This is a genomic window from Micromonospora cynarisoli, from assembly GCF_030518815.1.
GTDB lineage: Bacteria > Actinomycetota > Actinomycetes > Mycobacteriales > Micromonosporaceae > Micromonospora > Micromonospora wenchangensis.
On sequence record NZ_CP130426.1, the window covers coordinates 7392696 to 7418364 of the forward strand.

26 protein-coding genes are annotated in these 25669 nt (G+C 70.7%); 12 read left to right on the forward strand and 14 right to left on the reverse strand.

What is annotated here, in order from left to right; genetic code table 11:
• Both Q2K16_RS32395 and Q2K16_RS32400 read left to right on the forward strand, forming a co-directional pair.
• The gene (locus tag Q2K16_RS32395) at window positions 1-561 is read left to right on the forward strand and encodes a GNAT family N-acetyltransferase (protein WP_302742487.1); all 561 of its coding nucleotides are present in this window, start codon (window positions 1-3) and stop codon (window positions 559-561) included.
• An 82-nt stretch (window positions 562-643) separates the two neighbouring features.
• Window positions 644-1588: an aldo/keto reductase gene (locus Q2K16_RS32400; protein ID WP_302742489.1), complete on the forward strand. Its 945-nt coding sequence runs from the start codon at window positions 644-646 to the stop codon at window positions 1586-1588.
• A gap of 87 nt (window positions 1589-1675) precedes the next feature.
• Here the strand turns inward: Q2K16_RS32400 and Q2K16_RS32405 are convergent, their stop codons facing one another.
• Window positions 1676-2041: a darcynin family protein gene (locus Q2K16_RS32405; RefSeq protein WP_302742491.1), complete on the reverse strand. Its 366-nt coding sequence runs from the start codon at window positions 2039-2041 to the stop codon at window positions 1676-1678.
• Window positions 2031-2948, reverse strand: coding sequence for an NAD(P)H-binding protein (locus tag Q2K16_RS32410; protein WP_302742493.1), 918 nt, complete (start codon window positions 2946-2948; stop codon window positions 2031-2033). Before Q2K16_RS32410 ends, Q2K16_RS32405 begins: the two co-directional genes overlap by 11 nt.
• 109 nt (window positions 2949-3057) lie before the next feature.
• Here Q2K16_RS32410 and Q2K16_RS32415 point away from each other — a divergent pair, with 109 nt between their 5' ends.
• Window positions 3058-3996, forward strand: a complete 939-nt coding sequence (locus Q2K16_RS32415; RefSeq protein WP_302742495.1) for a LysR family transcriptional regulator — start codon at window positions 3058-3060, stop codon at window positions 3994-3996.
• Between the two features lie 73 nt (window positions 3997-4069).
• Here the strand turns inward: Q2K16_RS32415 and Q2K16_RS32420 are convergent, their stop codons facing one another.
• Together Q2K16_RS32420 and Q2K16_RS32425 are read right to left on the reverse strand one after the other, a co-directional pair.
• Entirely contained in the window at window positions 4070-5332 is a 1263-nt protein-coding gene (locus tag Q2K16_RS32420) for a prolyl oligopeptidase family serine peptidase (RefSeq protein WP_302742498.1), read from the reverse strand.
• Between the two features lie 189 nt (window positions 5333-5521).
• On the reverse strand, window positions 5522-5881 hold the full coding sequence (locus Q2K16_RS32425) for a winged helix-turn-helix transcriptional regulator (RefSeq protein WP_302742499.1): 360 nt from the start codon (window positions 5879-5881) through the stop codon (window positions 5522-5524).
• A gap of 80 nt (window positions 5882-5961) precedes the next feature.
• Between Q2K16_RS32425 and Q2K16_RS32430 the strand changes: the two genes are divergently transcribed.
• Both Q2K16_RS32430 and Q2K16_RS32435 read left to right on the forward strand, forming a co-directional pair.
• A complete protein-coding gene (locus Q2K16_RS32430; RefSeq protein ID WP_302742501.1) occupies window positions 5962-6942 on the forward strand; it encodes a zinc-dependent alcohol dehydrogenase family protein in 981 nt (326 codons plus the stop codon).
• Between the two features lie 200 nt (window positions 6943-7142).
• Window positions 7143-7583 carry a phosphotransferase family protein gene (locus Q2K16_RS32435; RefSeq protein ID WP_368052531.1) on the forward strand — a complete coding sequence of 147 codons (441 nt, stop codon included), beginning with the start codon at window positions 7143-7145 and terminating at the stop codon, window positions 7581-7583.
• Between the two features lie 340 nt (window positions 7584-7923).
• Here the strand turns inward: Q2K16_RS32435 and Q2K16_RS32440 are convergent, their stop codons facing one another.
• The gene (locus tag Q2K16_RS32440) at window positions 7924-8514 is read right to left on the reverse strand and encodes a TetR/AcrR family transcriptional regulator (protein WP_302742505.1); all 591 of its coding nucleotides are present in this window, start codon (window positions 8512-8514) and stop codon (window positions 7924-7926) included.
• 108 nt (window positions 8515-8622) lie between these two features.
• On the opposite strand from Q2K16_RS32440, the gene Q2K16_RS32445 reads away from it, so the two are divergent.
• Window positions 8623-9267, forward strand: coding sequence for an O-methyltransferase (locus Q2K16_RS32445; RefSeq protein ID WP_302742506.1), 645 nt, complete (start codon window positions 8623-8625; stop codon window positions 9265-9267).
• A gap of 74 nt (window positions 9268-9341) precedes the next feature.
• Here Q2K16_RS32445 and Q2K16_RS32450 read toward each other — a convergent pair whose 3' ends face one another.
• Entirely contained in the window at window positions 9342-9938 is a 597-nt protein-coding gene (locus Q2K16_RS32450; protein WP_302742508.1) for a TetR/AcrR family transcriptional regulator, read from the reverse strand.
• Between the two features lie 97 nt (window positions 9939-10035).
• On the opposite strand from Q2K16_RS32450, the gene Q2K16_RS32455 reads away from it, so the two are divergent.
• Window positions 10036-11085: an NAD(P)-dependent alcohol dehydrogenase gene (locus tag Q2K16_RS32455; RefSeq protein WP_302742510.1), complete on the forward strand. Its 1050-nt coding sequence runs from the start codon at window positions 10036-10038 to the stop codon at window positions 11083-11085.
• 125 nt (window positions 11086-11210) lie between these two features.
• On the opposite strand, the gene Q2K16_RS32460 is transcribed toward Q2K16_RS32455, so the two are convergent.
• From Q2K16_RS32460 to Q2K16_RS32470, 3 genes are all read right to left on the reverse strand, one after another.
• Window positions 11211-12125 (reverse strand): alpha/beta fold hydrolase, encoded by a 915-nt coding sequence (locus tag Q2K16_RS32460; protein ID WP_302742511.1) that lies wholly within the window; start codon window positions 12123-12125, stop codon window positions 11211-11213.
• Complete coding sequence (locus Q2K16_RS32465; RefSeq protein WP_302742512.1) at window positions 12122-12811, reverse strand: TetR/AcrR family transcriptional regulator; 690 nt, start codon at window positions 12809-12811, stop codon at window positions 12122-12124. The genes Q2K16_RS32460 and Q2K16_RS32465 overlap by 4 nt, the downstream gene beginning before the upstream one ends.
• A 77-nt stretch (window positions 12812-12888) precedes the next feature.
• Window positions 12889-13875, reverse strand: a complete 987-nt coding sequence (locus tag Q2K16_RS32470; RefSeq protein WP_302742514.1) for an aldo/keto reductase — start codon at window positions 13873-13875, stop codon at window positions 12889-12891.
• Between the two features lie 127 nt (window positions 13876-14002).
• On the opposite strand from Q2K16_RS32470, the gene Q2K16_RS32475 reads away from it, so the two are divergent.
• On the forward strand, window positions 14003-14851 hold the full coding sequence (locus Q2K16_RS32475; protein ID WP_302742515.1) for a helix-turn-helix transcriptional regulator: 849 nt from the start codon (window positions 14003-14005) through the stop codon (window positions 14849-14851).
• A gap of 252 nt (window positions 14852-15103) precedes the next feature.
• On the opposite strand, the gene Q2K16_RS32480 is transcribed toward Q2K16_RS32475, so the two are convergent.
• From Q2K16_RS32480 to Q2K16_RS32500, 5 genes are all read right to left on the reverse strand, one after another.
• The gene (locus Q2K16_RS32480; RefSeq protein ID WP_302742516.1) at window positions 15104-16594 is read right to left on the reverse strand and encodes a CoA-acylating methylmalonate-semialdehyde dehydrogenase; all 1491 of its coding nucleotides are present in this window, start codon (window positions 16592-16594) and stop codon (window positions 15104-15106) included.
• Window positions 16595-16726: 132 nt separating this feature from the next.
• Window positions 16727-17185 carry a dimethylsulfonioproprionate lyase family protein gene (locus tag Q2K16_RS32485; protein ID WP_302742517.1) on the reverse strand — a complete coding sequence of 153 codons (459 nt, stop codon included), beginning with the start codon at window positions 17183-17185 and terminating at the stop codon, window positions 16727-16729.
• Window positions 17182-17970, reverse strand: a complete 789-nt coding sequence (locus Q2K16_RS32490; RefSeq protein ID WP_302742518.1) for a hypothetical protein — start codon at window positions 17968-17970, stop codon at window positions 17182-17184. The genes Q2K16_RS32485 and Q2K16_RS32490 overlap by 4 nt, the downstream gene beginning before the upstream one ends.
• A 334-nt stretch (window positions 17971-18304) precedes the next feature.
• On the reverse strand, window positions 18305-18499 hold the full coding sequence (locus Q2K16_RS32495) for a hypothetical protein (RefSeq protein WP_302742519.1): 195 nt from the start codon (window positions 18497-18499) through the stop codon (window positions 18305-18307).
• A 98-nt stretch (window positions 18500-18597) separates the two neighbouring features.
• Window positions 18598-18801: a hypothetical protein gene (locus Q2K16_RS32500; protein WP_302746703.1), complete on the reverse strand. Its 204-nt coding sequence runs from the start codon at window positions 18799-18801 to the stop codon at window positions 18598-18600.
• A gap of 45 nt (window positions 18802-18846) precedes the next feature.
• Here Q2K16_RS32500 and Q2K16_RS32505 point away from each other — a divergent pair, with 45 nt between their 5' ends.
• The 4 genes from Q2K16_RS32505 to Q2K16_RS32520 all read left to right on the forward strand — a co-directional run bounded on the left by Q2K16_RS32505 (window position 18847) and on the right by Q2K16_RS32520 (window position 25655).
• Window positions 18847-19698: an amidohydrolase family protein gene (locus Q2K16_RS32505; RefSeq protein ID WP_302746694.1), complete on the forward strand. Its 852-nt coding sequence runs from the start codon at window positions 18847-18849 to the stop codon at window positions 19696-19698.
• 129 nt (window positions 19699-19827) lie between these two features.
• The gene (locus Q2K16_RS32510; RefSeq protein WP_302742520.1) at window positions 19828-21441 is read left to right on the forward strand and encodes an ABC transporter substrate-binding protein; all 1614 of its coding nucleotides are present in this window, start codon (window positions 19828-19830) and stop codon (window positions 21439-21441) included.
• Window positions 21442-21567: 126 nt separating this feature from the next.
• Window positions 21568-23628 carry a hydantoinase/oxoprolinase family protein gene (locus Q2K16_RS32515; RefSeq protein WP_302742521.1) on the forward strand — a complete coding sequence of 687 codons (2061 nt, stop codon included), beginning with the start codon at window positions 21568-21570 and terminating at the stop codon, window positions 23626-23628.
• Window positions 23625-25655 carry a hydantoinase B/oxoprolinase family protein gene (locus Q2K16_RS32520; RefSeq protein WP_302742522.1) on the forward strand — a complete coding sequence of 677 codons (2031 nt, stop codon included), beginning with the start codon at window positions 23625-23627 and terminating at the stop codon, window positions 25653-25655. Before Q2K16_RS32515 ends, Q2K16_RS32520 begins: the two co-directional genes overlap by 4 nt.
• Window positions 25656-25669: the final 14 nt, after the last annotated feature.

Sequence of the window (25669 nt, forward strand, 5' to 3'; positions counted from 1 at the left end):
ATGCCGCACCACCGACACCGCGTCGGCCCGTACGAGGTCCAGATCGCCGGGCCCCGGCACGTCGACGGGGCGCGCAGCGTCATGCTGGACACCTTCTACCGCGACTTCGGCTTCGGCTACCGGCCCGAATGGCACGCCGACGTCATCGACCTCGACGGCACCTACCTCACACCCGACCGGCACGCCCTGTTCGTCGCGACCACGGGCGACGAGGTCGTGGGCACGACCGCGGTACGCGCCGCCGCGCCCACGAGCCCACCCCATCCGCGTTTCCTCGCCGAGCGCTACCCCGACGACACCACCGCGCAGCTGTTCCGGGTCTACGTGCGGCCCGGACACCGACGGTGCGGTCTCGCCCGGGCACTGGTCGGCCTCGCCGTCGACTTCGTCACCCGGCAACCCCGCTACCGTGCGCTCTACCTGCACACCGACGCCCGGGTCGCCGGTGCCGAACCGTTCTGGCGGAGCCTGGCGACGCCGGTCCACGACGCGCGTGACGGCCCCGACGCCACCTGCCAGACCGTGCACTTCGAGATCCCGCTGTCCGGCCGCCACCGGTAGCCGCCGTCGTACCCGGGCGTGCCGCCCTGTCCGTCGCGGGCGGCTTGACCTGGAGCGCGCTCCAGGTGGCAGGGTCGACGCCGTGGCAGGGGACAGGGCGATGGCCCGACTGGTGCTGGGGACGATGAACTACGGCACGACGGTGGACCAGGAACGCGCGTTCGCGCTGCTGGACAGGTTCGTGGAGGTGGGCGGGGAGTGGCTCGACACCGCCAACTGTTACGCGTTCTGGTCCGACCCGGCCGGTGTCGGCGGGGCGAGCGAGCGGGTGATCGGGGCCTGGCTGCGGGCGCGTCCGGGCGGGCGGGCCCGGGTGCGGATCGCGACGAAGGTCCGCTACGACCCGCTGGTGGCGCACCGCTGGCCCGAGTCCGCCGAGGGACTGTCGGCCGGGGCGGTCGCGGCGGGCGTCGCCGGCAGCCTGTCCCGGCTCGGTGTCGACGCGGTCGACCTGCTGTGGGCGCACGGCGAGGACCGCAGCGTGCCGCTCGCCGAGACCGTGGCCGCCTTCGGTGCGCTCGTCAGCGGGGGGACCGTGCGCCGTGTCGGGGCGGCCAACCACGCCTCGTGGCGCGTCGAGCAGGCCCGCGCCCTGGCCCGGGACCAGGGGGCGGCGCAGTGGTCGGCGGTGCAACTGCGCCACTCGTTGGCGCAACCGCGACCCGGTGCCGTGTTGCCCGATCAGGGCCACAAGCTGCTCGCCGCCGACGACCTCGACTACGCGCACACCGAGGGCCTGGACGTGTGGGCCTACACCCCGTTGATCAACGGCGGCTACGTGCGCCCCGACAAGCCCCTCCCCGAGGCGTACGACCATCCGGGGACGAGCCGGGTCCTCGGCGTGCTCGACGAGATCACCGTCGAGACGGGGGCGACACGCAACCAGGTGGTGCTCGCCTGGCTGCTGCGGCAGGGCATCCGGCCCATCGTCGGCGTGAGCAGCCTCGCGCAGCTCGACGAGGCCGTCGACGCGGTGCACGTGCCGTTGGAGGACGGGCAGCTGGCCCGGCTGGCCGCCGCCCGCTGAACGGAACGGGAGGGTTCCGGGGGATCGCCTTCCGCCGAGCCGGTGCCGCCGTCGGGCGACGGCGGCACCGGCCGGTCCGGTGGAGCCTCAGGTGGCGAGGGTGGCCAGCGGCTTCAGGCCGTAGGTGCGGGCGTAGCCGTTCTCGATGCCCACGAGCAGGTCGACGACCTCGAAGTAGCGGTCCCAGAAGGGGGTCTCGCGCAAGGCGTCGATCAGCAGGCGGTAGGCGTCGTGGTCGTCCGCCTCCCAGACCCAGATGTCGGTGACCCGCGCCGAGTAGAACTCCGTGTCGTAGAAGCGGGAGCGGACACCGTGGGTGCGGGCCTGGATGACGGGGAGAACGTGGGTGGTGAAGGCCTGGACGCGTTCGGCCACGGTCATCGCCAGCCACTCGGGGGTGGTTTTGACAAGCATGAAAGCGGTGACCGGCGGCTCGGTTCGGTCAGCGGGCATCGACGGTCCCCTGGGTGGTGAGGACGGCGGGCCGCAGCGTTCGGGCGCACCACTGCGCGAACGTGGTGGCCGGCCCCGCCTGCGGTGAGCGGTCGACGCCCGAGTCCAGGCCCTCGTCCTTGGCGCGTTTCATGTCGACCATGGCCTCGACGAACGCCGCGTTGAGGCCGTAGCCGAGCATGGTGGAGCGCAGTTCGTCGAGCGACTGACGCCGGTAGCGGACCGGACGACCCAGTTCCTCGGTCATGATGCGGGCCAGGTCGTCGGGCGAGAGGTCCTGCGGGCCGAGCACCGGGACGTCGCCCACACCGGTCCAGGAGCGGTCCAGCAGCAGCCCGGCCGCGGCGGCGGCGATGTCGGCGACGGCCACCATGGGGGCCGGACGGTCCGCGACGGCGGTGTCGGTGAAGACGCCGTCGTCGCGGATCGCGTCCACCTCCTCCAGCAGGTTCTCGAAGAAGGACGGGCAGGCCAGGGCGCGGTAGGCGACGCCGGAGCCGGCGATCAGGTCGTCCATGGCCAGGGAGGCGGTGACCAGCCCGGCCCGGGCGGCCTGCGGGGTGCCACGGCCGAGCGCCGAGACGCCGACGACATGGCCGACGCCGTGCGCGGCGAAAGCACGCGCGGCCGGGCGGGTGAAGCCGCTGTAGGCATCGTCGGGCGTGCCGGAGGCGTCCGGTGGCACCAGCCAGAACACGGCGTCCGCCCCGGCGACGGCACGCTCGACGGTCGCGGCGTCGCCGTGCGAGCCGACGACCACCTCGACCCGGCCACGGACGTCCTCGGGCAGCCGGGCCGGGTCCCGGACGACGACACGCAACTCCTCACGGCCTGCGGGTGCGGCCTCGATCAGCAGCGACAGCAGGTGCCGCCCGATGTTCCCGGTGGGTCCGGTAATGACGATCATGAAACCTCGATTGTCGGATCGGCAGGACTCACCCATCGTGCGGACGGGCACCGCATTGCCACAATGGGAACTTCAGCATCCAATCATTGCCTGAAGTGGAATAAATGCGGTGAGCAGCCCAGCCCCGAACCTTGATGCCAACCTCGCCGTCGCTCTCGACGCCCTACTGACCGAGCAGAGCGTCACCCGCGCCGCCGCGCGGCTGCAGACCTCCCCTGCGGCGATGAGCCGTACCCTGGCCCGGTTGCGCCGGGTGCTCCGCGATCCACTACTGGTGCGGGCCGGACAGCGGATGGTGCCCACTGCGCGCGCCGAGGCGCTGCGGGACGAGGCCGCCGCGGTGGTACGCCGGCTGGAGGCGTTGCTCGCCCCGAGCGGCGGAATCGATCCCGCGGCACTGCGGCGGACCTTCACCATCCAGGCCGCGGACCTGGTCGGTGACGCGGTCGCGCCCGGTCTGCTCCGGCTGGCCCGACGGCGGGCGCCGGGCGTCTCGCTGCGGGTGCTGGCCGAGGAGTGGGAGGCGGGCCCCGCGCTGCGTGACGGACGGATCGACCTGGAAGTCGGCGCCATCGACCACGTCGACCCGGAGACCCACGTCGAAGAACTCGTCACCCTGCGGATGGCGGCCGGGGTCAGGGCCGGGCACCCACTCGCCGAGGGAACTCTGACGGCCGCCAGACTCGCTGCGGCCGAGCACGTGGCGGTCAGCCGCCGCGGACGCTTCACCGGCCCGCTGGACACGGCCCTGGCCGCGCAGGGGCTCAGCCGGCGGGTCAGCGCCGTCCTGCCCGGACACCTGGCCGCGATGATGCTGGCCGCAACCGAGGACGTGGTCTGCCTGGTGCCGACCGCGCTGCCGGGTGAGCCATCGTCACGGCTCAGCGACGCGGCGCATGCGCTGGGACTGCGCCTGCTGGACATTCCACTGCCGCTGCCACCGCTGACGATCGGCATGGCCTGGCACCCACGGCACAGCGTCGACGGTGCCCACCAGTGGCTGCGTGACGCCGTGCGCCGGGTGCTCCGTCCCGCCCGAGAGGAATAGGACCTGCCATCAGGCCGTGTACGTGCCCGTCGGGGCGAGCCGTACCGCTGGCTGCGGGTGCGGATGCGGCCGATCAGCGGTGACGGCGGGCCATCCACTGCCAGAGGTGGGTGTCGTCGAGGCTCGGGTCGTTGCGGGCCACGTAGATCCAGGAGAAGTGACCGGGGAACCGGTAGCCGTTCCAGACGACCTGGTCGTAGAGGGTGACCAGGGATCCCGGGATGAGGTCGTGGGCGTGGATCGTGTTGGTCTCCGGTGGCACGGTGTCGTCGTCGAGCGAGGTGACCAGCCAGGTCGGGGTGTGGATCGCCGCCAGCTCCGCGTCGGTGATCAGCGGGGGGCCCTCCCCGCCGAGTGGCTCGACGACGCCGCAGATCGGCACCGACGCGGCGAACAGGTCGGGATAGGCGACTGTCATCTTCAGGGACATGTATCCGCCGTTGCTACAGCCGACCACGTAGATCCGGTCGGGGTCGACGCGCTCGCGGCGGACGAGGTCCTCGACGATGTCGGCGATCAGCGGGGCGAACCGGGGACCGTCCTGCATCCAGTAGGAGGTGCTCTGCGGGGCGACGACGTACGCGTCGGAGAAGATCCGTTGCGCCTGCGGGGTGGCGAAGCCCAACGCGCCGCGGTTGGCGCGCAGCGTGGTTTCGTTGTCGTAGTAGCCGTCGGGCAGTGAGGCGCCCTCGCCGGCACCGTGCAGCCAGAGGATCAGCGGTCGCCGGCCACGGCGCGGTGAACGCTTCGGGGAGTACAGCCGGTACTTCATGCCCGAGCCCGAGACGTGGTGGCTGAACGCGTCCACCTCGGGGTTCGACAGCCGGCCCTGGACGAAGCTGGTGACGGTGACGGGTGGGCCGTGACGCCGGGCGAGCGGGGTGTTCTGCGTGATGGTGTAGACGAGGTCCAGCCGGACGTTGCGACCCCTGCTCAGGATGTAGCCGAGGGTGCCGCCGCCGAGTTGGCCTTCGCCGTGGCTCAGGTCGAGCACGATGTTTCCCTGCCGGTCGAGCCGGGCTGCGGTCACCGTGCGGTCCAGGTCGTACTCGCTGAAGATCAGGTCGCCGGGAGCGATCGGGATCGGGCTGGTGGCCCTGGCGTGCACGGTGAACGTGCCGGTGTCGAGCCCGGCGGGGTCGATCGGCCCGAGCCGGCCGGTGTCGAGGGTGACCGAGGTGACCTGTTCGCCACCGTCGAGCGTCGTGGCGTTGAGGGTGAAGCTGACGCCTGTGGAGTGGTGGCCGTCGGCGTGGGCGGCGCCGGGCAGCGCGAGGCCGATGGCGGCGCCGGCGCCGCCGGCCAGCACGGTGCGGCGGGTGACCGACGTGGACATGTGACCCCCGACAATTATGTAGACGTCTGTCGATAGATGGTCAACCTAGCGCCGGGGAGATCCGCTGGCAACCGGTCACCGACGGCGCGACGACGCCCGGTGGCGATCAGTTGCCCTCGTCGACGTGGCTCTCGCTGCGGCGCACCGGCCGGCCGGAGTCGTCTCGATCTCCTCGGCGGGACGGGTGCGTCAGTGCGCGTTCTGTTCCTGGAAGTCGACGATGGCTTCGCCGTGGTCGCGGGCCCAGTCGGTCAGGACCCTGATCGGCTCGACCAGGGTCTGCCCGAGTGGGGTGAGGCTGTACTCGACGCGTGGGGGCGCTTCGGCGTAGGCGCGGCGTTCGACCAGGCCGTATCCCTGTAGACGGCGCAGGGTCTGGGTGAGGACCTTGTGGGAGATGCCGCCGATGAGGTGGGCGAGTTCACCGGGGCGTCGGGGTTGCCGGCTGAGCGCGAACAGCACGATCACCGCCCACTTCTCGGTGATGATCTCCACCGCCAGGCGGGTGGGGCAGTCGGCGAGAAAGACCTGACCGGGGGAGTTGTGCACAAGGTCGAAAGGTACCAGCAGGTTCCTATCGGCTCCGTAGCGTTTCCGGTGAAGCCCATCAGGAGCACAGGGAGCCTTTCATGCCACGAGTGGTCGTGTTCGACGAGACCGGCGGTCCGGACGTGCTGCGCATCGTCGACGAGCCGGTCGTCGCGCCCGCAGCCGACGAGGTGCGCGTACGGATCGAAGCCTTCGCCGTCAACCCGCTCGACCAGATGGTCCGGGCCGGGCAGTCCCCGCGGCCCGTGCGGCTGCCGCACGCGCGGCTGGGCGTCGAGGGAACCGGTGTGGTCGACGCGGTCGGGTCCGCAGTGACCGGACTGGCCGTCGGCGACCCCGTCATCCTGGGGGCGATCCCCGACTTCGAGACCACAGGCGCGTACGCCGAGTACACCACGCTGCCGGCCGACCGGGTGGTGCTACGGCCCGCCGGGCTGGAGCCCGTCGACGCGGCGGCGCTCTGGGTGTCGTACTTCACCGCCTACGGTGCGCTGGTGGAGAGGGCCGGGATGCGACCCGGGGACCAGATCCTGATCACCGCGGCGTCGGGCGGTGTCGGGCGGGCCGCGATCCAGATCGCCAACCAGATCGGCGCGGTCCCGATCGCAGTCACCCGACACAGCGCCAAGGTGGACAGCCTGGTGGCCGCCGGGGCCGCCGCGGTGATCGCCACCGACCGGGACGACGTCGCGCAGGCCACCCGGCAGCACACCGCGGGAGTGGGCGTCGACATCATCCTGGACGCCGTCATGGGCCCGGGCCTGGCCGAACTGTCGCTGGCCGCGAAGCTCGGCGGGACCCTGGCCACGGTGGGTTGGCTGGACCCACGGCCGGCGTCGTTCCCGGCGAATCCGTCCCTGACCATCCACCGCTACATGAGCATCGCGGACATGGTCGACCCGGTGACCGCCCGGCGCGTCGCCGCGTTCCTGACCGCCGGTATCCGCACCGGCGTGCTGCGACCGGCGGTGGACCGGGTGTTCACGTTGGCCGACATCGTCGAGGCCCACCGGTACCTGGAGCAGGGAACGGCGGCGGGCAAGATCGTGGTGACGCCGTAACTGCGGGCCGGGCCCATCGTCTGACACCGCCGGTCTTCGAGCACGACCGACGTGATGGACGGTCGCGCAGCTGACCTGGTGACACTTGCTGACTGTCTACGCCAACTACACGGCGTCTCCCGGCCGTCAGGGCTGCTGCCCCCCGCCTGTCGCCGTTTGCCAAGCTCGGTGAGCAGTTGGACAGGGCTGCCGCTCTGGGTGTGAGGGACCGGACGTTTCTGCGGGAGCAGCGCGAACATCTCGCGGCACAGTGGGAGCAGACGACGTTTGCGCTCGGGGAGACGGTGCTGCACGGCGACGCGCACATGGAGAACCTTCTCATGACTTCCGGTGGTCGGTGGGCATTCGTGGACCCGGAGGCCGTGCGTGTCGGACCACCGGAGTGGGATCCGACCCTCAGCGCTCTCTACTACGAGTGCGGATGGTTCACCGAGCACGGGTACGCGACGTCTGCGGAGACCTACGGGTATGACGTCCGCCTGGGCTCTGCGTGGCCGGCACTTCGGCAGATCCGCATGTTGCGGATGACGTTGTGGTTGGCGCAGTCGGCGGACACTGATGCGCAGCGACAGCGACAGTTGACGCATCGGCTGATCACATTGCGCGACGGGTCGGCTCCGGCTGGCTGGACAGGCTTCTAGATCTGCTACTCGGCACGTCGGCCGAGTGGGCGCGCATCGCTGCCAGCTCGTCTTGGAGAGCGGGCTCTACAGCGACGGATTCGAAAGCCCTGTGGAGGACGCGAAGGTCGTCCTGTAGCCGGCTGGAGTGCACGCCGTCCGCGTCGGCTGAACCGGCTCGTGCCGACTGGAGCGCACTGGCAACGTCGCCTTGGCGTGCCTGGAGGCAGGCGATTCGAATCATGGTCAGTGCCCGGGGTCTGGCAACCGCCGTGGGGTGGAGGCCGTACGCGGCTCGTAGCCGAGCGATCGTGGCGCTGATGAGAGCCCGGTCCCCGACAGCCGGTGCGGCGGGCCGCTTCTAGGTGGCTGCCGCGCGCGGTGGTTGCTGGGCCGCCCTGGTGACCAGCGCGTCCAGCAGTGCGGGTGTCACCGGTTCGCCGGTCACCAGTACCCGGAAGTGGATCGGCCCGACCACCTGGTCGACGAGGAGGTCGACGTCGGTGTCGGCGGGTAGTTCGCCGCGTGCCGCTGCCCGGTCGAACGGCATGCGGTCGCGGGCGCGCAGCTGTGGCAGGACCTCTGCGCGTAGCCGGGCGGCCAGGTCGGGATCGTGTTGGGCCTGGCCGGCCAGGGCCCGGAACACCGCCCCCGAGTCGGACACCTCCAGGAAGCGGACCAGTTCGTCGAGGTGGGCGCGCAGGTCGGTGCGGAAGGCACCGGTGTCGGGCAGCGTCAGCTCCTGGACGCTGTCGGCGGTGAACGCGTCGACCAGGATGTCGGTCTTGGAACGCCACCACCGGTAGATCGTCTGCTTGGCGACGCCGGCCCGGGCGGCGATGCCCTCGATGGTGACCCTGGCGTAGCCGATCTCGGCGACGAGGTCGTCCGCCGCCCGGAGCACGGCCTCGCGGGCCGCCTCGCTGCGGCCGTGCCGGTTGCCGCGATGCATCGGGCGCTCCTTCCCCGTGAGATGTCTTTCCCGTGAGATCCACGTCTTCGGAGACGCTACAAGACCCGCCACTTCCATAGACGCAACGTTGCGTCTAGTCTACCGCTCATGACGACGACACTGCACGACCCTGCGGTCCGCGACCTGATCGCCCGGCTGTTCACCGAGGCCGAGCGCGACGATGAGCGCTCGCCGGGTCGGCCCGCCCCCACGGCCACCCCCCAGGAACGTTCCGATCTGCTCGAAGACATCTACATGCCGATCTCGGCCCGCGGCGGCGACCTGCTCTACGCCCTGGTCCGCGCGGCCCGACCGCAGACGGTGGTCGAGTTCGGCACCTCGTACGGGATCTCGACGCTCTACCTCGCCGCGGCCGTGCGCGACAACGGGACCGGGCACGTCACGACGACCGAGCTCAGTGCGACCAAGGTGAGGGCGGCCCGCGCCACCATCGAGGAGGCCGGGTTCAGTGACCTGGTGACCGTGCTCGAGGGCGACGCGCTGACCACTCTCGGCGCGGTCGGCGGCCCGATCGGTCTGGCGCTGCTCGACGGCTGGAAGGAGATGTGCCTGCCCGTCCTGCGCCTGATCGAGGACCGGCTCGCCCCGGGCGCCCTGGTCGTCGGCGACGACTCCACGTTCGAGTCGATGAGCGATTACCTGGCCTACGTCCGCGACCCGGCCAACGGCTACGTCAGCATCGACTTCCCGGTCGAGGACGGCATGGAACTCAGTTGCTGGACGGGCCGCTGATCAACGAGCGGCAGCCTGTCGGCGGGCGGGGCGCGGCTGCGGGGGTGCGGCGTCGACGCCTGCCGGCGGATCGGTCAGTCCGGTGGCGCTGTGCCCGGTGAGATCGCGTCCCGGACGCACGCCGCCAGGAGGGTGCGCCGCCGCTCGTGGGTTTCGTCGGGTTCGTCGGTGGTCGCGGCGTAGGCGATGCTGGCCGCCGACCAGGAGAATGCCATGCTCAGGACCAGGGTGAACAGGTCGAAGGGGTCGCCCGCGCGCACCCGGCCGGCGGCCTGGGCCCGGGCGATCGCCGTCAGCTTCGGCTGGTGGTCGGCGGCCCGGCCCAGGCTGCCGGTGGGCTGCCGTTCCAGGCGTAGCCAGGTGAGCAGCCGGACCAGCTGAGGGTCGCGCAGGTTCGCGTCGTACATCGCCACCGCCGATGCGGGCAGGTCGTCGGCGTCGAACGCCACCACGCTCAACAGTTGGTCCGCGCGGTCGGCGATGACGGCGTCGAACAGGCCGTCCTTGTTGCCGAAGTAGCCGTACACCTGGGCCTTGTTGGTGCGTGCCGTGGCGGTGATGCGGTCTATCCGGGCACCGGCGATGCCCCGTTCGGCGAACTCGTCGGCGGCGGCGTCCAGGATGCGGCGACTGGTAGCTGCGCCTTTGGCAGTTACGGGGCCCGGGGACATGGGGCCAGTCTAGCAAACCGACGAGTCGGTTGCTTTCCCTGCGGCGGCTGGCTACGTTAGAAACAGACCGAACAGTTTGTTTAAAAGGGGGATGTCCATGAGGACGACCATCGGCTGGCAGAGCGTGGACGGCACTGTCGCCCTGCAACGGGCGACGTTCGAGCGGCGGGACCTGCGCAGCGACGACATCGCGGTCCGCGTCGACTACTGCGGCGTCTGCCACAGCGACCTGCACCTGCTCAGCGGCATGATGCCGCACTACAAGAACGCCGCCGGTGTGGTGCCCGGCCACGAGTTCACCGGCACGGTCACCGCCGTCGGAGCTGAGGTGACCCGCTTCGCTCCCGGCGACCAGGTCGCCGTCGGCACCCTCGTCGACTCCTGCGGGGCCTGCTCCATGTGCCAGGTCGGCCAGGAGAACTTCTGCCTCGAACGACCCACCAGCACCTACGGCAGCCCCGACCGGCTCGACGGCACCATCACCAAGGGCGCGTACAGCCGCGAGTACGTGCTGCGGGAGAAGTTCGCCTACCCGCTGCCCGCCGGCCTCGACCCGGCCGGCGCCGCTCCGCTGATGTGCGCCGGCATCACCATGTGGGAGCCGCTGCACGAGGTGGGAATCGGTGCCGGCAGCCGGGTGGCGGTCGCCGGCCTCGGAGGCCTCGGCCACCTGGGTGTCAAGCTCGCCGCCGCGCTCGGCGCCGAGGTCACCGTACTGAGCCGTACCCTCGACAAGGCCGACGACGCCCGTAAACTCGGTGCCACCGAGCTGCTCGTCACGACCGACGACGCCCAGCTCGCGCGGGCCGTCAGCCGCTTCGACCTCATCCTGGACACCATCTCCGGCCCGCACGACCTGTCGCCGTTGCTGCGGCTGCTGACCCTCGAAGGCACCCTCAGCGTGCTCGGCTTCCCCATGACGACTTCGGTGAACCTCATGGAACTGAGCTTCGGCCGCAAGAAGCTCAGCTCGTCGGGCACCGGTGGCACCAGGCACACGGCCGACCTGTTGGCCTTCGCCGCCGAGCGCGGCATCACCGCCGACATCGAACTGCTGCCCTCCGCCCAGATCCACCAGGCCTTCGACCGGCTCGCACGCGGTGACGTCCGCTACCGCTTCGTGCTGGACCTCGCCGACCTCGACTGAGACACCACCGCCACCGGTGTCCGTGCCCGCGTCGACACCGCGGCACGCCCCGCCGTCGCAGTGGTGTGCGGCGTGGGCGTCGGTTCTCGTACGGCCAGGCGGGCAACTCGACCCGGGGACAGGTCTCATTCCTCGTTCCGGTGCCCGGGGTCAGGAGCGCGCCTGGCCAGCGCGGTGATGAACGTGACGATCTCGTCGGGGTTCTCCTCGGCCATGAAGTGTCCGCTGTCGGTGGCCTGGTAGGTGAGGTCCGGGGCCCACGCGCGCCAGAGCGCGGAGGCGTCGAAGCCGAGTTGGGAGCCCCAGTCCTGGGAGATGACACCGACGGGCATCGTGAGGTGTGCGCCGCGTTCACGGTCGGCGATGTCCATGTCGAGGTCGATGCTGGCCGTCGCGCGGTAGTCGGCCACGATCGAGTCGATCGCGGCGACGGAGCTGTCGACGTAGTGGTCGCGCTCGTCGGAAGTGAAGGTGGTGCCGGCGGGGTCCCAGGCGTCGAGGAAGGAGCCGAAGAACTCGGGACCGACGGCGGCGATCATCTTCTCGGGCAGGCCGACCGGCTGGGCCATGAGGTAGAGGTGCCAGGCGACCTTGGCGTTGACGCCCTGTAGGACGGCCCACGTGTCCAGGGTCGGCAGGACGTCGAGGATGCCGAGGTAGCGCACCGCCTCGGGGTGGTCGAGCCCGGTGCGGACGGCGACGAGGGCGCCGCGGTCGTGGCCGACGAGCCCGAACTGGTCGAAGCCGAGCTGACGGGCGATGGCGATCACGTCGTTGCCCATCGTGCGTTTGGAGTAGGTGCCCGGGTCGGCGGCGACGGGCTTGCCGCTGGCTCCGTAACCGCGCAGGTCGGGGACGATGACGGTGTGGTCGGTCGCGAGCTTCGCGGCGACGTGACGCCACATGTAGTGGGTCTGCGGGAAGCCGTGGAGCAGCACGACGGCCGGCCCCTGGCCGCCGACGGCGACGTTGAGGTCGACGCAGGCGTCGCCGGGGAGCGTGCGGTAGGTGAAGTTGTCGATCACGAATGGTGTGGTCACGAGTCCTCCTGGATCGGGTCGGTGGTGCGGGTGTCGGGGTGGCCGGAGAAGAGGCCGGCGGGCAGCGCGGTGCCGCTGGTGGCGGAGGCGACGAGCGCGGGGATGATCACGGTGTCCACGAGTGCGGACAGGTAGGCGTCGTCGACCGCGAGGCCGTTCGCATGCCGGAGCAGCAGCACCGATCCGACGACCTCGTCGAAGGCGAACGGGCTCGCACCGGCGGGCAGTTCGCCGCGGGTGACCGCGGCGTCGATGACCGCCTGCGGCAGCCTGGCCCCCGTGGGGCCGGCGGAACTCTCGATGGCGTCGCACAGTTCGGGGTCTTTGAGCCCGGCCTGGAGCAGCATCAGCGCCGTGCCGATGTCGGCGGCGGCCATCGTGCCTTCCAGCCGTCGGGCCAGGGCCAGGAGGTCCTCGCGCAGGGTTGTCCCCCGCGGTAGCGGGGACGTCGAGTGCCGGGCGGGCCCTGCCTTCACCGCGGCGATGACCATGTCCCGCTTGGCTCCCCATCGCCGGTACAGGCTGGCCTTCGACGTCTGGCAGCGTCGGGCCACCGCCTCGAAGGTCACGTCCTCGTACCCGTCCTCGGCGAGGATTTCGAGGACGGCCGCGGTGATCCGACGCTCGAGGTCGGCATCGCGCGGTCGGCCGCGCGCCGCCGAAGACTCTCCATTCCGATACGCCACGTGCCGTATCGTATCTCAGGGTGTCGGGACCGTCGACCGGCGACCCCGGCCGGTGCCTCCAGCCCGGTCACGGCGGCCTAGTTGCCGACGCCGAGGCTCGCCATGAACGCCGCCGGGTACCGGTCACCGCGCGCGGCGCCCTTCGGCACGGCCGCCTCGATCTCTTCGAGATCACCGGCCGACAGTTCCACGTCCAGCGCCGGCAACGCCTCGGCCAGCCGCTGCCGGGTACGCGCACCGACGAGCGGAACGATGGACGGGTCCTGCGCCGCCACCCACGCGACCGCCAACTGCGCCACCGTGCACCCCTTCGCGTCGGCGACCCGGCGCAACGCCTCCACCAGGGCGAGGTTGTGTGACACGTTCCCGGCGGAGAAGCGGGGAGCGTGGTTACGCGGATCGTCCGCCCGCCCCGGCACCCAGTTGCCGGAGAGCAGGCCACGGCCCAGCACCCCGTACGCGGTCAGCCCGATGCCCAGCTCCCGCAGCGTGGGCAGCACGTCGGCCTCGACCGCCCGGGACAGCAGCGAGTACTCGATCTGAAGATCGGCAACCGGGTGTACGGCGTGCGCCCGGCGGACGGTCTCCGCGTCGACCTCGGACAGCCCCACGTACCGCACGTAACCGGCGTCGATCATCTCCTTGATCGCGCCGATCGTGTCCTCGACCGGCACCGACCGGTCGAGCCGGGCCGGCCGGTAGATGTCCACGTGGTCGACGCCGAGCCGGGTCAGCGAGTAGCTCAGGAAGTTGCGCACCGAGTCCGGGCGGGAGTCCTGACCGGCGAACCGCATGCCCGGCCCCACCTGCTGCCCGAACTTCACACTCAGCAGGTAGCTGTCCCGGTCGCGTCCCCGCAACGCCTCCGACAGCAGCAGCTCGTTGTGCCCCATGCCGTAGAAGTCGCCGGTGTCGACCAGCGTGACCCCCGCGTCCAGCGCGGCCCGCACGGTGGCGACGCTCTCCCCACGATCGGCCGGCCCGTACGCGCCCGACATGCTCATCGCCCCCAGCCCCACCGCGGAAACCGTGGGACCCGTGTTACCCAGCGTGCGTGCCCGCATCGAACTCTCCCTCGTCGGTCGACCCCGGCCCCACCCTGCGCCGCTTTCCGGCCCGCCGGGAGCGGAGCGCTTGTCGTGGGAGCGCCGCTCCCTGGCTCGGTGCCCGGTCCCCGGGCAGCATGGAGGCATGCAGCGTGAGCAACTCGCCGACTTCCTGCGGCGTCGGCGCGAGGCCGTCCGCCCCGCCGAGGTCGGCATCGCCGAGGGCCCCCGTCGCCGCACCGCCGGCCTGCGCCGCGAGGAGGTCGCCATGCTCGCCGGCATGTCCGTCGACTACGTCGTCCGCCTTGAGCAGGGCCGTAGCAGCCAGCCCTCGACGCAACTGCTCGGCGCCCTGGCCCGGGCCCTGCGTCTGACCGACGACGAACGGAACCACCTGTTCCACCTGGCCGGCCACCAGCCGCCGCCCGCCGAGGGCACCGCCCGCCTGGCCCGGGCCGGCCTGGTCCGCCTACTCGACCTGGTGGGCGACACCCCCGCCATGGTCCTGTCCGACCTCGGCGAGGTCCTGGCGCAGAACCGCATGTCGATCCTGCTCAGCGGCGACCACACCGGGCTGACCGGCGACCGCCGCTACGTCGCCTACCGCTACTTCACCGACCCGGCCGTCCGTGACCTCCACGGCCCCGGGGAATGGCAGCGGCACGCCCGCCAGCAGGTCGCCGACCTGCGCGCGGTGGCCGGCCGGCGGGCCGGCGACCCGATCGTGACCGGCCTGATCGACCGGTTGCGGGCGGCGAGCGACGACTTCCGGCGGCTGTGGGCCGAGCACGAGGTGGCGGTACGCCGCGCCGACCGCAAGACCTTCGTGCACCCGCGCGTGGGCCGCATCACGATGGACTGCGAAACCCTGGTCACCCCCGACCTCGGCCAGCAGTTGCTGGTGCTGACCCCGGCCGACGCCGAGGCCAGGGAGCGGCTTGAGCTGCTCCGCGTGCTGGGCGTCGAGGAGTTTCCGACCGGCGTGCCCCACTGACGGCGTCCGCGGTTACCCACACCACTGCCACCGGTGACCGAGCCCGACGACGACCGGCTCCCGCTGGCCACGCCCGTAGCGCCGGCACGAACGAGCCGCTCGCCGCCGTCGACGCCACCCGACTCCTGCCACCGCGCCACCGTGATCCCTCCGACCGCACGCTGGTGTCGCAGGCGACCCGCGAAGGATGACTCTGGCCTCCCGGTCAGGCGTCGATTGCGCTGTGCGATGTGGGTGTGAGGGGAAGGGATGTCAGGTGGCGGTGGGGAAGCGGAGGTCCGAGGGGGACGTCTCGGCCCGGGCCGGCCACCGACTGGTGACGACCTTGCCCCGGGTGTTGAACGCCACCCCCTCCGGGCCGTGGATGTGGGTGTCGCCGAAGAGCGACGCCTTCCATCCGCCGAAGGAGTGGTAGGCCATGGGGACCGGCAGCGGGACGTTCACACCGATCATGCCCACCGTGACGCCCCTGACGAACCGGCGGGCCGATGCCCCGTTTGCGGTGAACAGCGCGGTGCCGTTGCCGTACGGGTTGGAGTTGATGATCTCGATGGCCTCGTCCAGGGTGTCCGCCCGCAGCACGACCAGCACCGGGCCGAAGACCTCCTGTTGATATGCGGACATCCCGGGGGTGACCCGGTCCAGCAGGCACGGTCCGACGAAGTATCCGCCTTCGTGGCCGTCGACCCGCAGCCCCCGGCCGTCGACGACCAGGGTCGCCCCGGCCCGTTCCGCCTCGTCGACGGCGGTGATGACCCGCTCACGCGCCTCGCGGGTGACCAGCGGACCCATCTGGGAGGCGTCCTGGTCGCCGGGACCCACCACGATCGCGGCGACCTCCTTGTCGAGCAGCTCGATCAGCTCGTCACCGGCCGATCCGACCGCTACCACGGCGGAGATCGCCATGCACCGTTGCCCGGCCGAGCCGTACGCCGCCGAGGTGATCTGGCGTGCGGCGTCGGACAGGTCGGCGTCGGGCAGCACCACGGCGTGGTTCTTCGCCCCGCCCAGCGCCTGGACCCGCTTGCCGGAGGAGGCGGCGCGTTCGTGCACGTACCGTGCGATCGGGGTGGAGCCGACGAAGGACACGGCGGCGATGTCCGGGTGGTCGAGCAGCGCGTCCACGGCGGCCTTGCCGCCGTGCACCACGTTGAACACCCCGTCCGGCAGGCCGGCGTCGGCGTACAGCTGGGCGACGAGGTTCGACGCGGACGGGTCCCGCTCACTCGGCTTGAGCACGAACGTGTTGCCGCAGGCGATGGAGATCGGGTGCATCCACATCGGCACCATGACGGGGAAGTTGAACGGTGTGATTCCCGCGCACACCCCGAGCGGCGCCCGCAGGGAGTACGAGTCCACGCCGGTGGAGACCTGGTCGGAGTAGGCACCCTTGAGCAGTTCCGGGATGCCGCAGGCGTACTCGACCACCTCGCGACCCCGGATCACCTCGCCGCGCGCGTCCTCGACCGTCTTACCGTGCTCCGCGGTGATCAGCCGGGCCAGGTCGCTCTCGTGCCGTTCCACCAGGTCCCGCATCCGGAACAGCACCTTGGTCCGCCGGGACAGCGACATCTCGCCCCACGACCGGTGGGCCGTCACCGCCGCCGCGACGGCGCGGTCGACCTCGGAGCGGTCGCCGACGGCGACCTGTGCCTGGGGCTCGCCGGTCGCGGGTTGGTACACCGTCGTGTACTCGCTACCGGCGACGGACGCCCCGCCGATCCAGTGCTCGATGCTGCGCACCGCACTCTCCTTCGTTGCCTGGCGCTCTCAACGTCGCCTGATTCGTCCTGCTGTCTGGTGGGTGTCGTGGTCGGGTGAACCGTCAGCTGCCACCGGGGTGTACGTGGGCGGACCGCCGGCCGTGCGTGCTGCCTAGAGCCACCGGGTGCCGATGCCTCGTAGGTCGGGGGTGCTGAAGGAATACAGCAGTTCCATGCCGTGCGTGCCGCCGGTCCTGATCGCGTGGCTGACACCGGCGGGGATGTACATGGCGGTGCCCGGCCCCGCCTCGAACCGCTCGCCGGCGAGCGTGAACAGTGCCGTACCGGACAGGACGTAGTAGAACTCGGCCGAGGCGGCGTGCAGGTGCAGCGGGTGCGTCATGCCCGGCTCCATCCGGTAGACACCGGTGAGGAACTCGCATCGGGGGTCGCCTGTCCGGTGCCGGTCGACGAGGCGGTGCACCGACCCCTCATCCTCCGCGTTGTGGTTGAGGCTGGAGATCAACTCGTACTCCAGGTCGTCGCGGTGGATGACGAACCCCGGACGCGGCGCGCCCGCAGCGGCGTCGGTGGCCGCTGTCCGGCGGCCTCCGGCGGGCAGGGCCGTCACCGCTCGGCGTCCACGCTTGTCGCACCCAACGGGATCTGGGGACTGGTGAGCGGGCCGTGGTGCTTGGACAGGCAGATGGCCTCCCAGCCGGAGACCACGCCGTGGATGACTCCCGGCTCCCAGCAGAGGTACTCGCCGGCGTGGTAGACGTGCTCCGGGTCGGTGGCGCACCAGCCGTCGAGGAAGAAGATCTCCTCGGTGCTGTGGTGGAACTCCAGCGCGGTCTTGGCGAACCGGCGCGGCAGGACGAACAGGATGGTGTCCTTGCCGGTGTCCTCGACCTTGCGCAGCCGGATGCACTGGGTGGGCACCTCCAGGTCGCCGTGGCTGCTGGTGTCGGTGACGCCCGCGAACGCCTCCTGCACCGGCGACCAGTTCGCCGGGTCGAACACGTCGACGATCTCGCTCAGCGGTTTCGTCGGTGCGGGCGGCTCGCCCGTGCGGACCTCGAACCGGGAGTCGCTCCAGAAGATCAGGCTCGCGCCGCCCACCGACGAGATCGGACCGAGGCCGGTGCCGGACGGCAGGAACAGGTAGTGCCCGCGCCCGCACTGCCGGCCGGCGACGGTCAGGTCGCCGGCACGGACCAGGAGTTCGAGGTCGGCGGCGTTCCAGTGCTCCGGCATGCTCCAGCCGGGCGGCACGTCGACGACGAGGGTCTGCGCGCCGGTCTGCGGGTCGCCGTTGATGTGCCGGGTGAGGAGGCCGAAGGGCAGTCCGTCCTCCCGCCACACCCGTTGGGGCACCCCTTCGATGATGACTCGACGCTTGCCGGTGTGCGCCACGGTAGCCTCCTTCACGTTGGGGTCGGATTGTATGTAATCTTGTTGACCGCGTCCAGGCTTGCCTGGCATATCATGAGGTAGATGCGGTTTTGTGCCGGGTCGGTGATCGTGCTGAGCAACCATAGGTGTCTTGTTGTATGCAACTGTGGTTTCGATGGCAAGCGTTGCCGCTGGCTCGCGTCGCAGTGGCCGTCGCAGTCGGACCAGTTCCGCCGGGCGGGCTGGGCGGTGGCGCCGGTCCTGCGCGCTGCGGATGTTCTCCTTGTGCCTGGCTTGACGGTTTGTATACGATCCAGCATCCGAGTTGCCCTGCTAGCTGCGTTTCCTCATCTGCTCAGATCGGGGAGAGATGCCGCGAAGGTTCGGTCTTGTTGGTGCGACGGTGGTCGTCGAGGACGGCGCTCGCATCACTGACGTGCTCATTGAGTCGGGGCGCATCGAGAGGGTCGGCAGGATTCCGCCATCGGTGGACGTCGAGACGTTCGATGCGCGGGGGAAGATCATCATTCCCGGCGGCGTCGATGTGCATACACATATGGATACGCCGTTCATGGGTGCCGTCACCTCGGACGACCACGCCTCGGCGAGTCGGGCCGCCGCGGTGGGTGGCACCACGACCTACGTCGACTACGCGTTCCAGCGGCCGGGGGAGCGTCTGCCCGAGGTGCTGGCCCGGTGGGCGGGCCGCGCCGGCGGACGCTCCGCCGTCGACTTCAGCTTCCACCTGGCGGTGACGTCGCCGTACCCGGATTTCGCGGCCGACATGGCGCTGGTGGTCGCCGACGGCGTGACCAGCTTCAAGGTGTTCATGGCGTACAAGGGCCTGGCCATGCTCGACGACGGCAGCTCTTCACGGTCCTCACCGAGGCGAGCCGGCTGGGCGCGACGCTCTGCGTGCACGCCGAGAACGGTCACGTCATCGATGTCCTGGCCGAGCGGCTCATCCGGGCGGGAAAGACCGGACCGTTGGGTCACCTGCTGTCCCGGCCGCCCGAGACCGAGGTGGAGGCGGTTCGGCGTGCCATCATGCTCGCGAACATGGCGGACGCCCCGCTGTATTTCGTGCACCTGTCCACCGCAGGTGCGGTCACCGCCGTCGCCGAGGCCCAGTCGGCGGGGCGCCCGATCTCGGGTGAGACCTGTACGCACTACCTGCTGCTCGACGAGGGTCTGTACCACGGGCCCGGCTTCGAGGCGGCGAAGTACGTGGTCAGTCCGCCGCTGCGCGGTCGCGAACACCGTGAGGAACTCTGGCGCGGGCTGCGGGAGGGCACCCTCGCGGTGGTCAGCTCGGATCACTGCCCGTTCTGCATGGCCGGACAGAAGACCCTGGGTGTGCACGACTTCAGGCGGATCCCCAACGGTGCGCCCGGGATCGAGCACCGCGTGCCGCTGCTGTACGGGCACGGGGTGCGGTCCGGCCGGCTGAGCCTGGAGCGGTTCGTCGACGTGGTGTCGACCGGTCCGGCCCGCCGGTTCGGTCTGTACCCGACCAAGGGCGTGATCCGGCCGGGTGCGGACGCCGACCTCGTCGTGATCGATCCGCAGGCGGCCTCGGTGGTGCTCGCGCAGACGATGACGCAGGACTGCGACTACACGCCGTTCGAGCGGTGGCACGTGCCCGGACGGATCGACGCGGTCTACCTCCGGGGTGAACTCGTCGCCCGTCGCGGCCGGTTCGTCGGTCGTCAGGACGCCGGTCGGTTCGTGTCCCGTCGTGCGGCGTAGGTCGGTGGGATCTACCTGGGAAGAGTCTTGACACACACCAAGTTGTATACAAGCATCCCTCGTGTTATCCGCTTTACCAGGTTCGTTGCGGTGGACAAAGCAAGCTTGCACACAATTGGAGGTATCGGCATGGGGACGTGTTCCGTGCGGGTGCGGGCCGTGGCAGTGCTCGCCGTGGCGAGCCTTGCCTCCGCGGCCTGCGGCGGCAACGACGCGCAGAGGTCTGACGCCGGCAACGCCCGGACCCTGACCATCGCCGCACCCGGGGTCCTGTCGAGTCTCGACTCCGAGCGCTACCAGGGATTCATTTCGATCGACCTGCTACCGAACACCGCCGGAACGCTCGTGCGCTTCAAGAAGCCCGAGGCCGGCGCGACGACACTCCAGACACCTGACCAGATAGAACCCGAGCTCGCCGAGTCCTGGAAGCTGAGCGAGGACGGCAAGCAGATGTCCTTCACGCTCCGTGAGGCCAAGAGCCAGTTCGGCAACACCCTGACCGCCGAGGACGTGAAGTGGTCGGTCGACCGCATGGTCAAGAGCACCGGTGTGCCGATCGCCAAGATCCTGATGGGGGTCGGTGGCTGGGACATCGCCAACCCGATCACCGTCACCGACGACAAGACGTTCACGATCAACGTGGCCAAGCCGAACGCGGTGAGCGTCACGATCCTGAGCACGTTCTTCATGACGATCTACGACTCGGTGGAGGCCAAGAAGCACGCCACCGCCGACGACCCGTTCGCCTACAAATGGCTGGGGGAGAACACCGCCACCTTCGGCGCCTACCAGGTGCGGTCCTTCGACCCGGGCAAGGAGGTCCGGCTCACCGCCAACCAGAACTACTTCCGGGGTGTGCCCAAGGTCAAGGACGTGGTGGTGCGGGCGGTCGCCGACACGTCGAACCGGCTCCAGTTGGCCCAGAGCGGCCAGGTCGACGTCGCCACGGCGATGACCTTCGACCAGCTCTCGTCGTTGAAGAGCAACGGCGACGTACGACTCGAACGGGTGCTCTACCCGAACATCGACGTGCTGGTGCCGAACCTCAAGGCCAAGCCCTTCGACGACAAGCGGGTCCGCCAGGCCCTGTCGTACGCCATCGACCGCAAGGCGATCGTCGACTCCGCGTACCAGGGCTTCTCGGCGGCCTCGACCGACTTCATGCACGACGACTTCGGCGCGCCGGCGGCGGGTCAGCCCCTGACCACCGACGTCGACCGGGCCAAGCAGCTGTTGGCCGAGGCCGGCCTGCCCAACGGGTTCCCGATGGAACTGGCCTACAACGCGGCCAACGTCGGCGCGCACAGCGAGCAGGTGGCCGTGCTGCTGCGGTCGCAACTGGCCAGGGTCGGCATCGACGTGAAGCTGAACAACGTGGCGTCCGGTGCGGACTTCGACACCGCCAAACGCGAGGGCAAGCTGCAGACCTGGCTGGCCACCAGCACGCCGCTGATCCCCGACCCCGCCTACTACCTGCAGGTCTTCTACTCCACCGGTGGTCTGACCAACCTGCAGAACTACAGCTCACCGACGCTCGACGGTCTCTCCCGCAAGATCCTCGAAACCCAGCCGGGAGCCGAGCGGGAGGCGTTGGTCAAGCAGGTCAACGACTTCATGGTGGGCGACATGCCGGCCGTCCCACTGGTCGACGCCCAGAAGTACTACGTGTTCAAGAAGAGCGTGACCGGGTTCGTGAGCTACTCCCAGGGTCACGTCAACTACTACGACATCTCCATCGGCTAGCCCGGGCGGGTGTCCCCGCCACCGCGGTGACGGGGACACCCGCCCATCCGGGCGACCAGCCGGACGCCCACCGAGAAGCTGGAATATCCGACGAAACCGGCACTCGAGAAAGCAGGATGTTCACTGATGTACCGACTAGGCGTTGATGTCGGTGGCACGTTCACGGACGTTCTTCTGATCGAAGAGGCGACCGGGAGGACCCGCCGGACGAAGGTGCCCTCGACGCCCCAGGACCAGTCCGTCGGGGTGCTCGAAGGCGTGACCCGGGTGCTCGCGGACGCCGCGGCCCGTGCGGCGGACGTCCGCCAGTTCCTGCACGGAACGACAGTCGCCACCAACGCGGTGCTGGAACGGCGTGGGGCCCGGGTGGGCCTGGTGGTGACCGTCGGCTACCGACAGGTCCTGCACATCGCGAGATCCTTCGTGCCGGGCGGACTCGGCGGCTGGATCGTCTGGGACCGGCCGGCCGAACTGGTCGCGCTGGAGGACGTCCGCGAGGTCGGGGGCCGCCTGGACGCCCGGGGTGAGGAGATCGAACCGTTGGACGAAGCGGCCGTGCGCGATGCGGTCCGCCACCTCGTCGAGCGGGGGGTGGACGCCCTCGCCATCGGCTTCGTCAACTCCTACGCCAACCCCGCCCACGAACTGCGGGCGGCCGAGATCGCCCTGGCCGAGGCACCCGGCCTGCCGGTCTCCACCTCCGCCGGGGTCCTGCCCGAGCTGGGCGAGTACGAGCGGACGCTGACCACCGTGGCCAACGCCTACGTCCGCCCCGGTGTCGGCTCCTACCTGCGCAACCTGAGCGTCAAACTGACCGCCGAGGGGCTGGTCGGTGAGCGCCGGGTGCTCCGCTCCGACGGCGGTCTGATGACCTTCGAACGGGCCGAGGACATCCCGGTCAGCCTGCTGATGAGCGGTCCCGCCGGTGGGGTGGCGGCGGCGGTGGCCCTCGGGCCGGCGGCCGGCCACCCGGACCTGCTCACCCTGGACATGGGCGGCACCTCCACCGACGTCGCCCTGATCGAGAACGGCACCCCGGTCATCCGACGCGAGACGACGGTGGCCGACCTGGCCGTCCGGGCCCCGTCCATCGACGTGCAGACGGTCGGCGCCGGTGGCGGTTCGATCGCGCACGTGCCCGAGCTGACCGGCGCGCTGCGGGTCGGACCGGCCAGCGCCGGTGCCCTGCCCGGCCCGGCGACCTACGGTCGGGGCGGCGTGCTGCCCACGGTCACCGACGCGAACGTGGTGCTCGGCTACCTCCCGCACGCGTTGCTGGGCGGTGCGATGCCGCTCGACGTCGACAAGGCCCGCGCAGCGGTAGGCTCCGTCGCGTCCCGGCTCGGGGTGTCCGTGGAGGCCGCCGCCGCCGCGATCGTCGACATCGTCAACGAGAACATGCTCGGTGCGCTGAGGCTGGTCTCGGTCCAGCGCGGTTACGATCCGCGGCGCTTCGCGTTGTTCGGCTTCGGCGGTGCCGGCCCACTGCACGTCAACGCCCTGGCGAAGCTCCTCGGATCCTGGCCGGTGGTGATCCCCCAGTCGCCGGGGGTGCTCTGCGCCTACGGAGACGCCTCGACCGGGGTCCGGGCAGAGGCGAACAAGTCTCTGGTACGCCCGCTCGACGACCTTGACGAGGAGCACCTCGGGCGCGAGTTCGCCGAGCTGGCGGACCGGATCGGCGCGGAGTTCGACCGGGCCGAGGTGCCCGCGCAGGCCCGCACCATCCGGTACGAGGCGGACGTCCGGTACCACGGTCAGGGCTTCGAGGTCTCCGTCGACGTCGGCTCGTCCCGACGGGAGGCGCTGCTTCCCAAGCTGCGCCACGGCTTCGACGAGGCGCACCGGCGGCTGTTCGGCTTCGCCCTCGACGAGCAGCACGAGATCGTCAACATCCGGGCGGTGGGGGTCTCGGACGCCGAACGGATCAAGCCCGTCGAGATCGAGCAGGGCGACCGTGACGCGTCCCGGGCGGTGATCGGCCGGCAGCAGGTGTACGTCGACGGTGGTTGGCAGGAGGCGTCGCTCTACGACCGGACGGCGTTGCGGGCCGGCAACGAACTGCCCGGGCCGGCGATCGTCGTCGAGATGGATTCGACCAGCCTGGTCCTGCCGGGCTGCGTCGCGCGTGTCGACAGGCTGGGCAACCTGCTCATCCTGCCCGCCGAGGAGGGAGTGGCGCGATGAGCGCGGTCATCGTCGAGACCCCACGTCCGCAGGGTCCGGTCGGGGTCGAGACCGCGGTGCTCGACATCGTCGAGAATGCGCTGCGCAACGCCCGGTTCGAGATGGACGCCGTGGTCCTGCGGACCGCGATGTCGCCCGGCATCCGGGAGCAGCACGACGCCTTCCCGCTGATCGCCGACCGGCACGGTCGGATGGTCGCCGGTCAGTTCGGCTCGTTCATCGACGGCTTCCTGTCCGGATACGACGGCACCGTCGAGGAGGGCGACGTCTTCTTCACCTCCGACCCCTACGCCTGCGAGGGCGCCATCAGCCACGCCAACGACTGGCTGGTGCTGCTGCCGATCTACTTCGAGGGGTCGCTGGTCGGCTGGGCGGCGATGTTCGGCCACATGAGCGACGTCGGGGGCAAGGTGCCCGGCAGCCTCCCCACCGACGCGGTGTCGATCCACGAGGAGGGGGTGATCGTCCCGCCGGTGAAGCTGCTGCGGGGCGGCACGCTCGACCAGCAACTCCTCGACACGATCCTGAACCAGGTACGCCTGCCCAGCTGGAACCGGGCGGACCTGAACGCGGTGCTGGCCTCCTGCCGGACCGCCGAGACCCGGGTCCGCGAGCTGTGCGACAGGTTCGGCGCGGACACCTACCTGTCGACGCTCGACCTGCTGCTGGAGCGCAACCGGCAGGCGATGGCGAAGCTCTTCCGCCAGGTCGTCCCGGAGCAGCCGGTCACCTTCGAGGACTTCGTCGACGACGACGGGCGCGGTCAGGGGCCGTTCCGGATCCGCTGCACCCTGTGGCGTGACGGCGACCGGGTGGTGCTCGACTTCACCGGGACCAGCGAGCAGGCCGAGGGATCGATCAACTTCCTGCTCAACGAGAACGTCCTGCGGATGTTCTTCGGGGTCTACACGATCATGGCAGTCGACCCGATGATCCTGTTCAACGACGGGTTCTATCCCCTGGTCGACGTCCGGATCCCGGAGGGGAGCCTGCTCAAGCCCCGGCGGCCGGCGGCCATCTCGTGCCGTACCCACGCGCTGGGCCGGCTCTTCGACGTCCTGGCCGGACTGCTCGGGCAGTGTCAGCCGGAGTTCCTCGCCGCCGCCGGCTTCTCCTCCAGCCCGCACCTGATGTACTCCGGGCTGGACCGCTCCGGCACCTGGTTCCAGCTCTACCAGATCGGCTTCGGGGGCGTTCCCGCCCGGCCCGTGGGCGACGGCTTCGACGGACACTCGATGTGGCCCTCGTTCACCAACGTGCCGAACGAGTACCTGGAGGCGTACTACCCGCTGCGGATCGAAGCCTACGAGTCGGTTCCGGACTCCGGGGGTGCGGGCCTGCACCGGGGCGGCAACGGCATCCGGGTCGGCTACCGGTTCCTCGAACCGGGCGAGGTGTCGATCCACGACGACCGTTGGTTCACCAAGCCCTGGGGGGTGCTCGGCGGTGAACCGGGCGGACGGGGGACCAAGATCCTGGAGCGGCCTGACGACTCGCGGCAGGTCGTGCCGGCCAAGTGCGATCGGCTCGCCGTGCGCCCCGGTGACCTCCTGCACTTCGTGACCTGGGGTGGTGGCGGCTGGGGAGATCCGCTCGAACGGGACCCCGAACTGGTTCGACACGACGTCGAGCGGGGCCTGGTCACCGCCGAGGGCGCCCGACGGTACGGGGTGGTCCTCACCGGCGGCGCCGTCGACCTCGACGGCACCCGCGCGCTGCGGGCACGGTTGGCGGCCGGTCGGGGGGAACTGCCCCGCTTCAACCGGGGCGGCACGCTGGAGGAACTGGCCGCCAGCTGCCTGACCGAGACCGGGCTGGCGGCCCCGCGTGATCCGTCGCGGGGGCCACGGTCGCAGGAGCCGACCGCCGGCCCGCCTGCCGTGCCCACCCGTGTCCGACCGACCGCCGCGCAGGCGGGGCCGGGCGGCGGGCGACCCGCCGGGTCGACCGCCCGGCCGGAGCCGGCGGCGCACTCGCCGCTGGAGGTGTTCGTGCATCACATCGCCCGGCAGTTGACCGGGCGGTGATCCACCACCGCTTC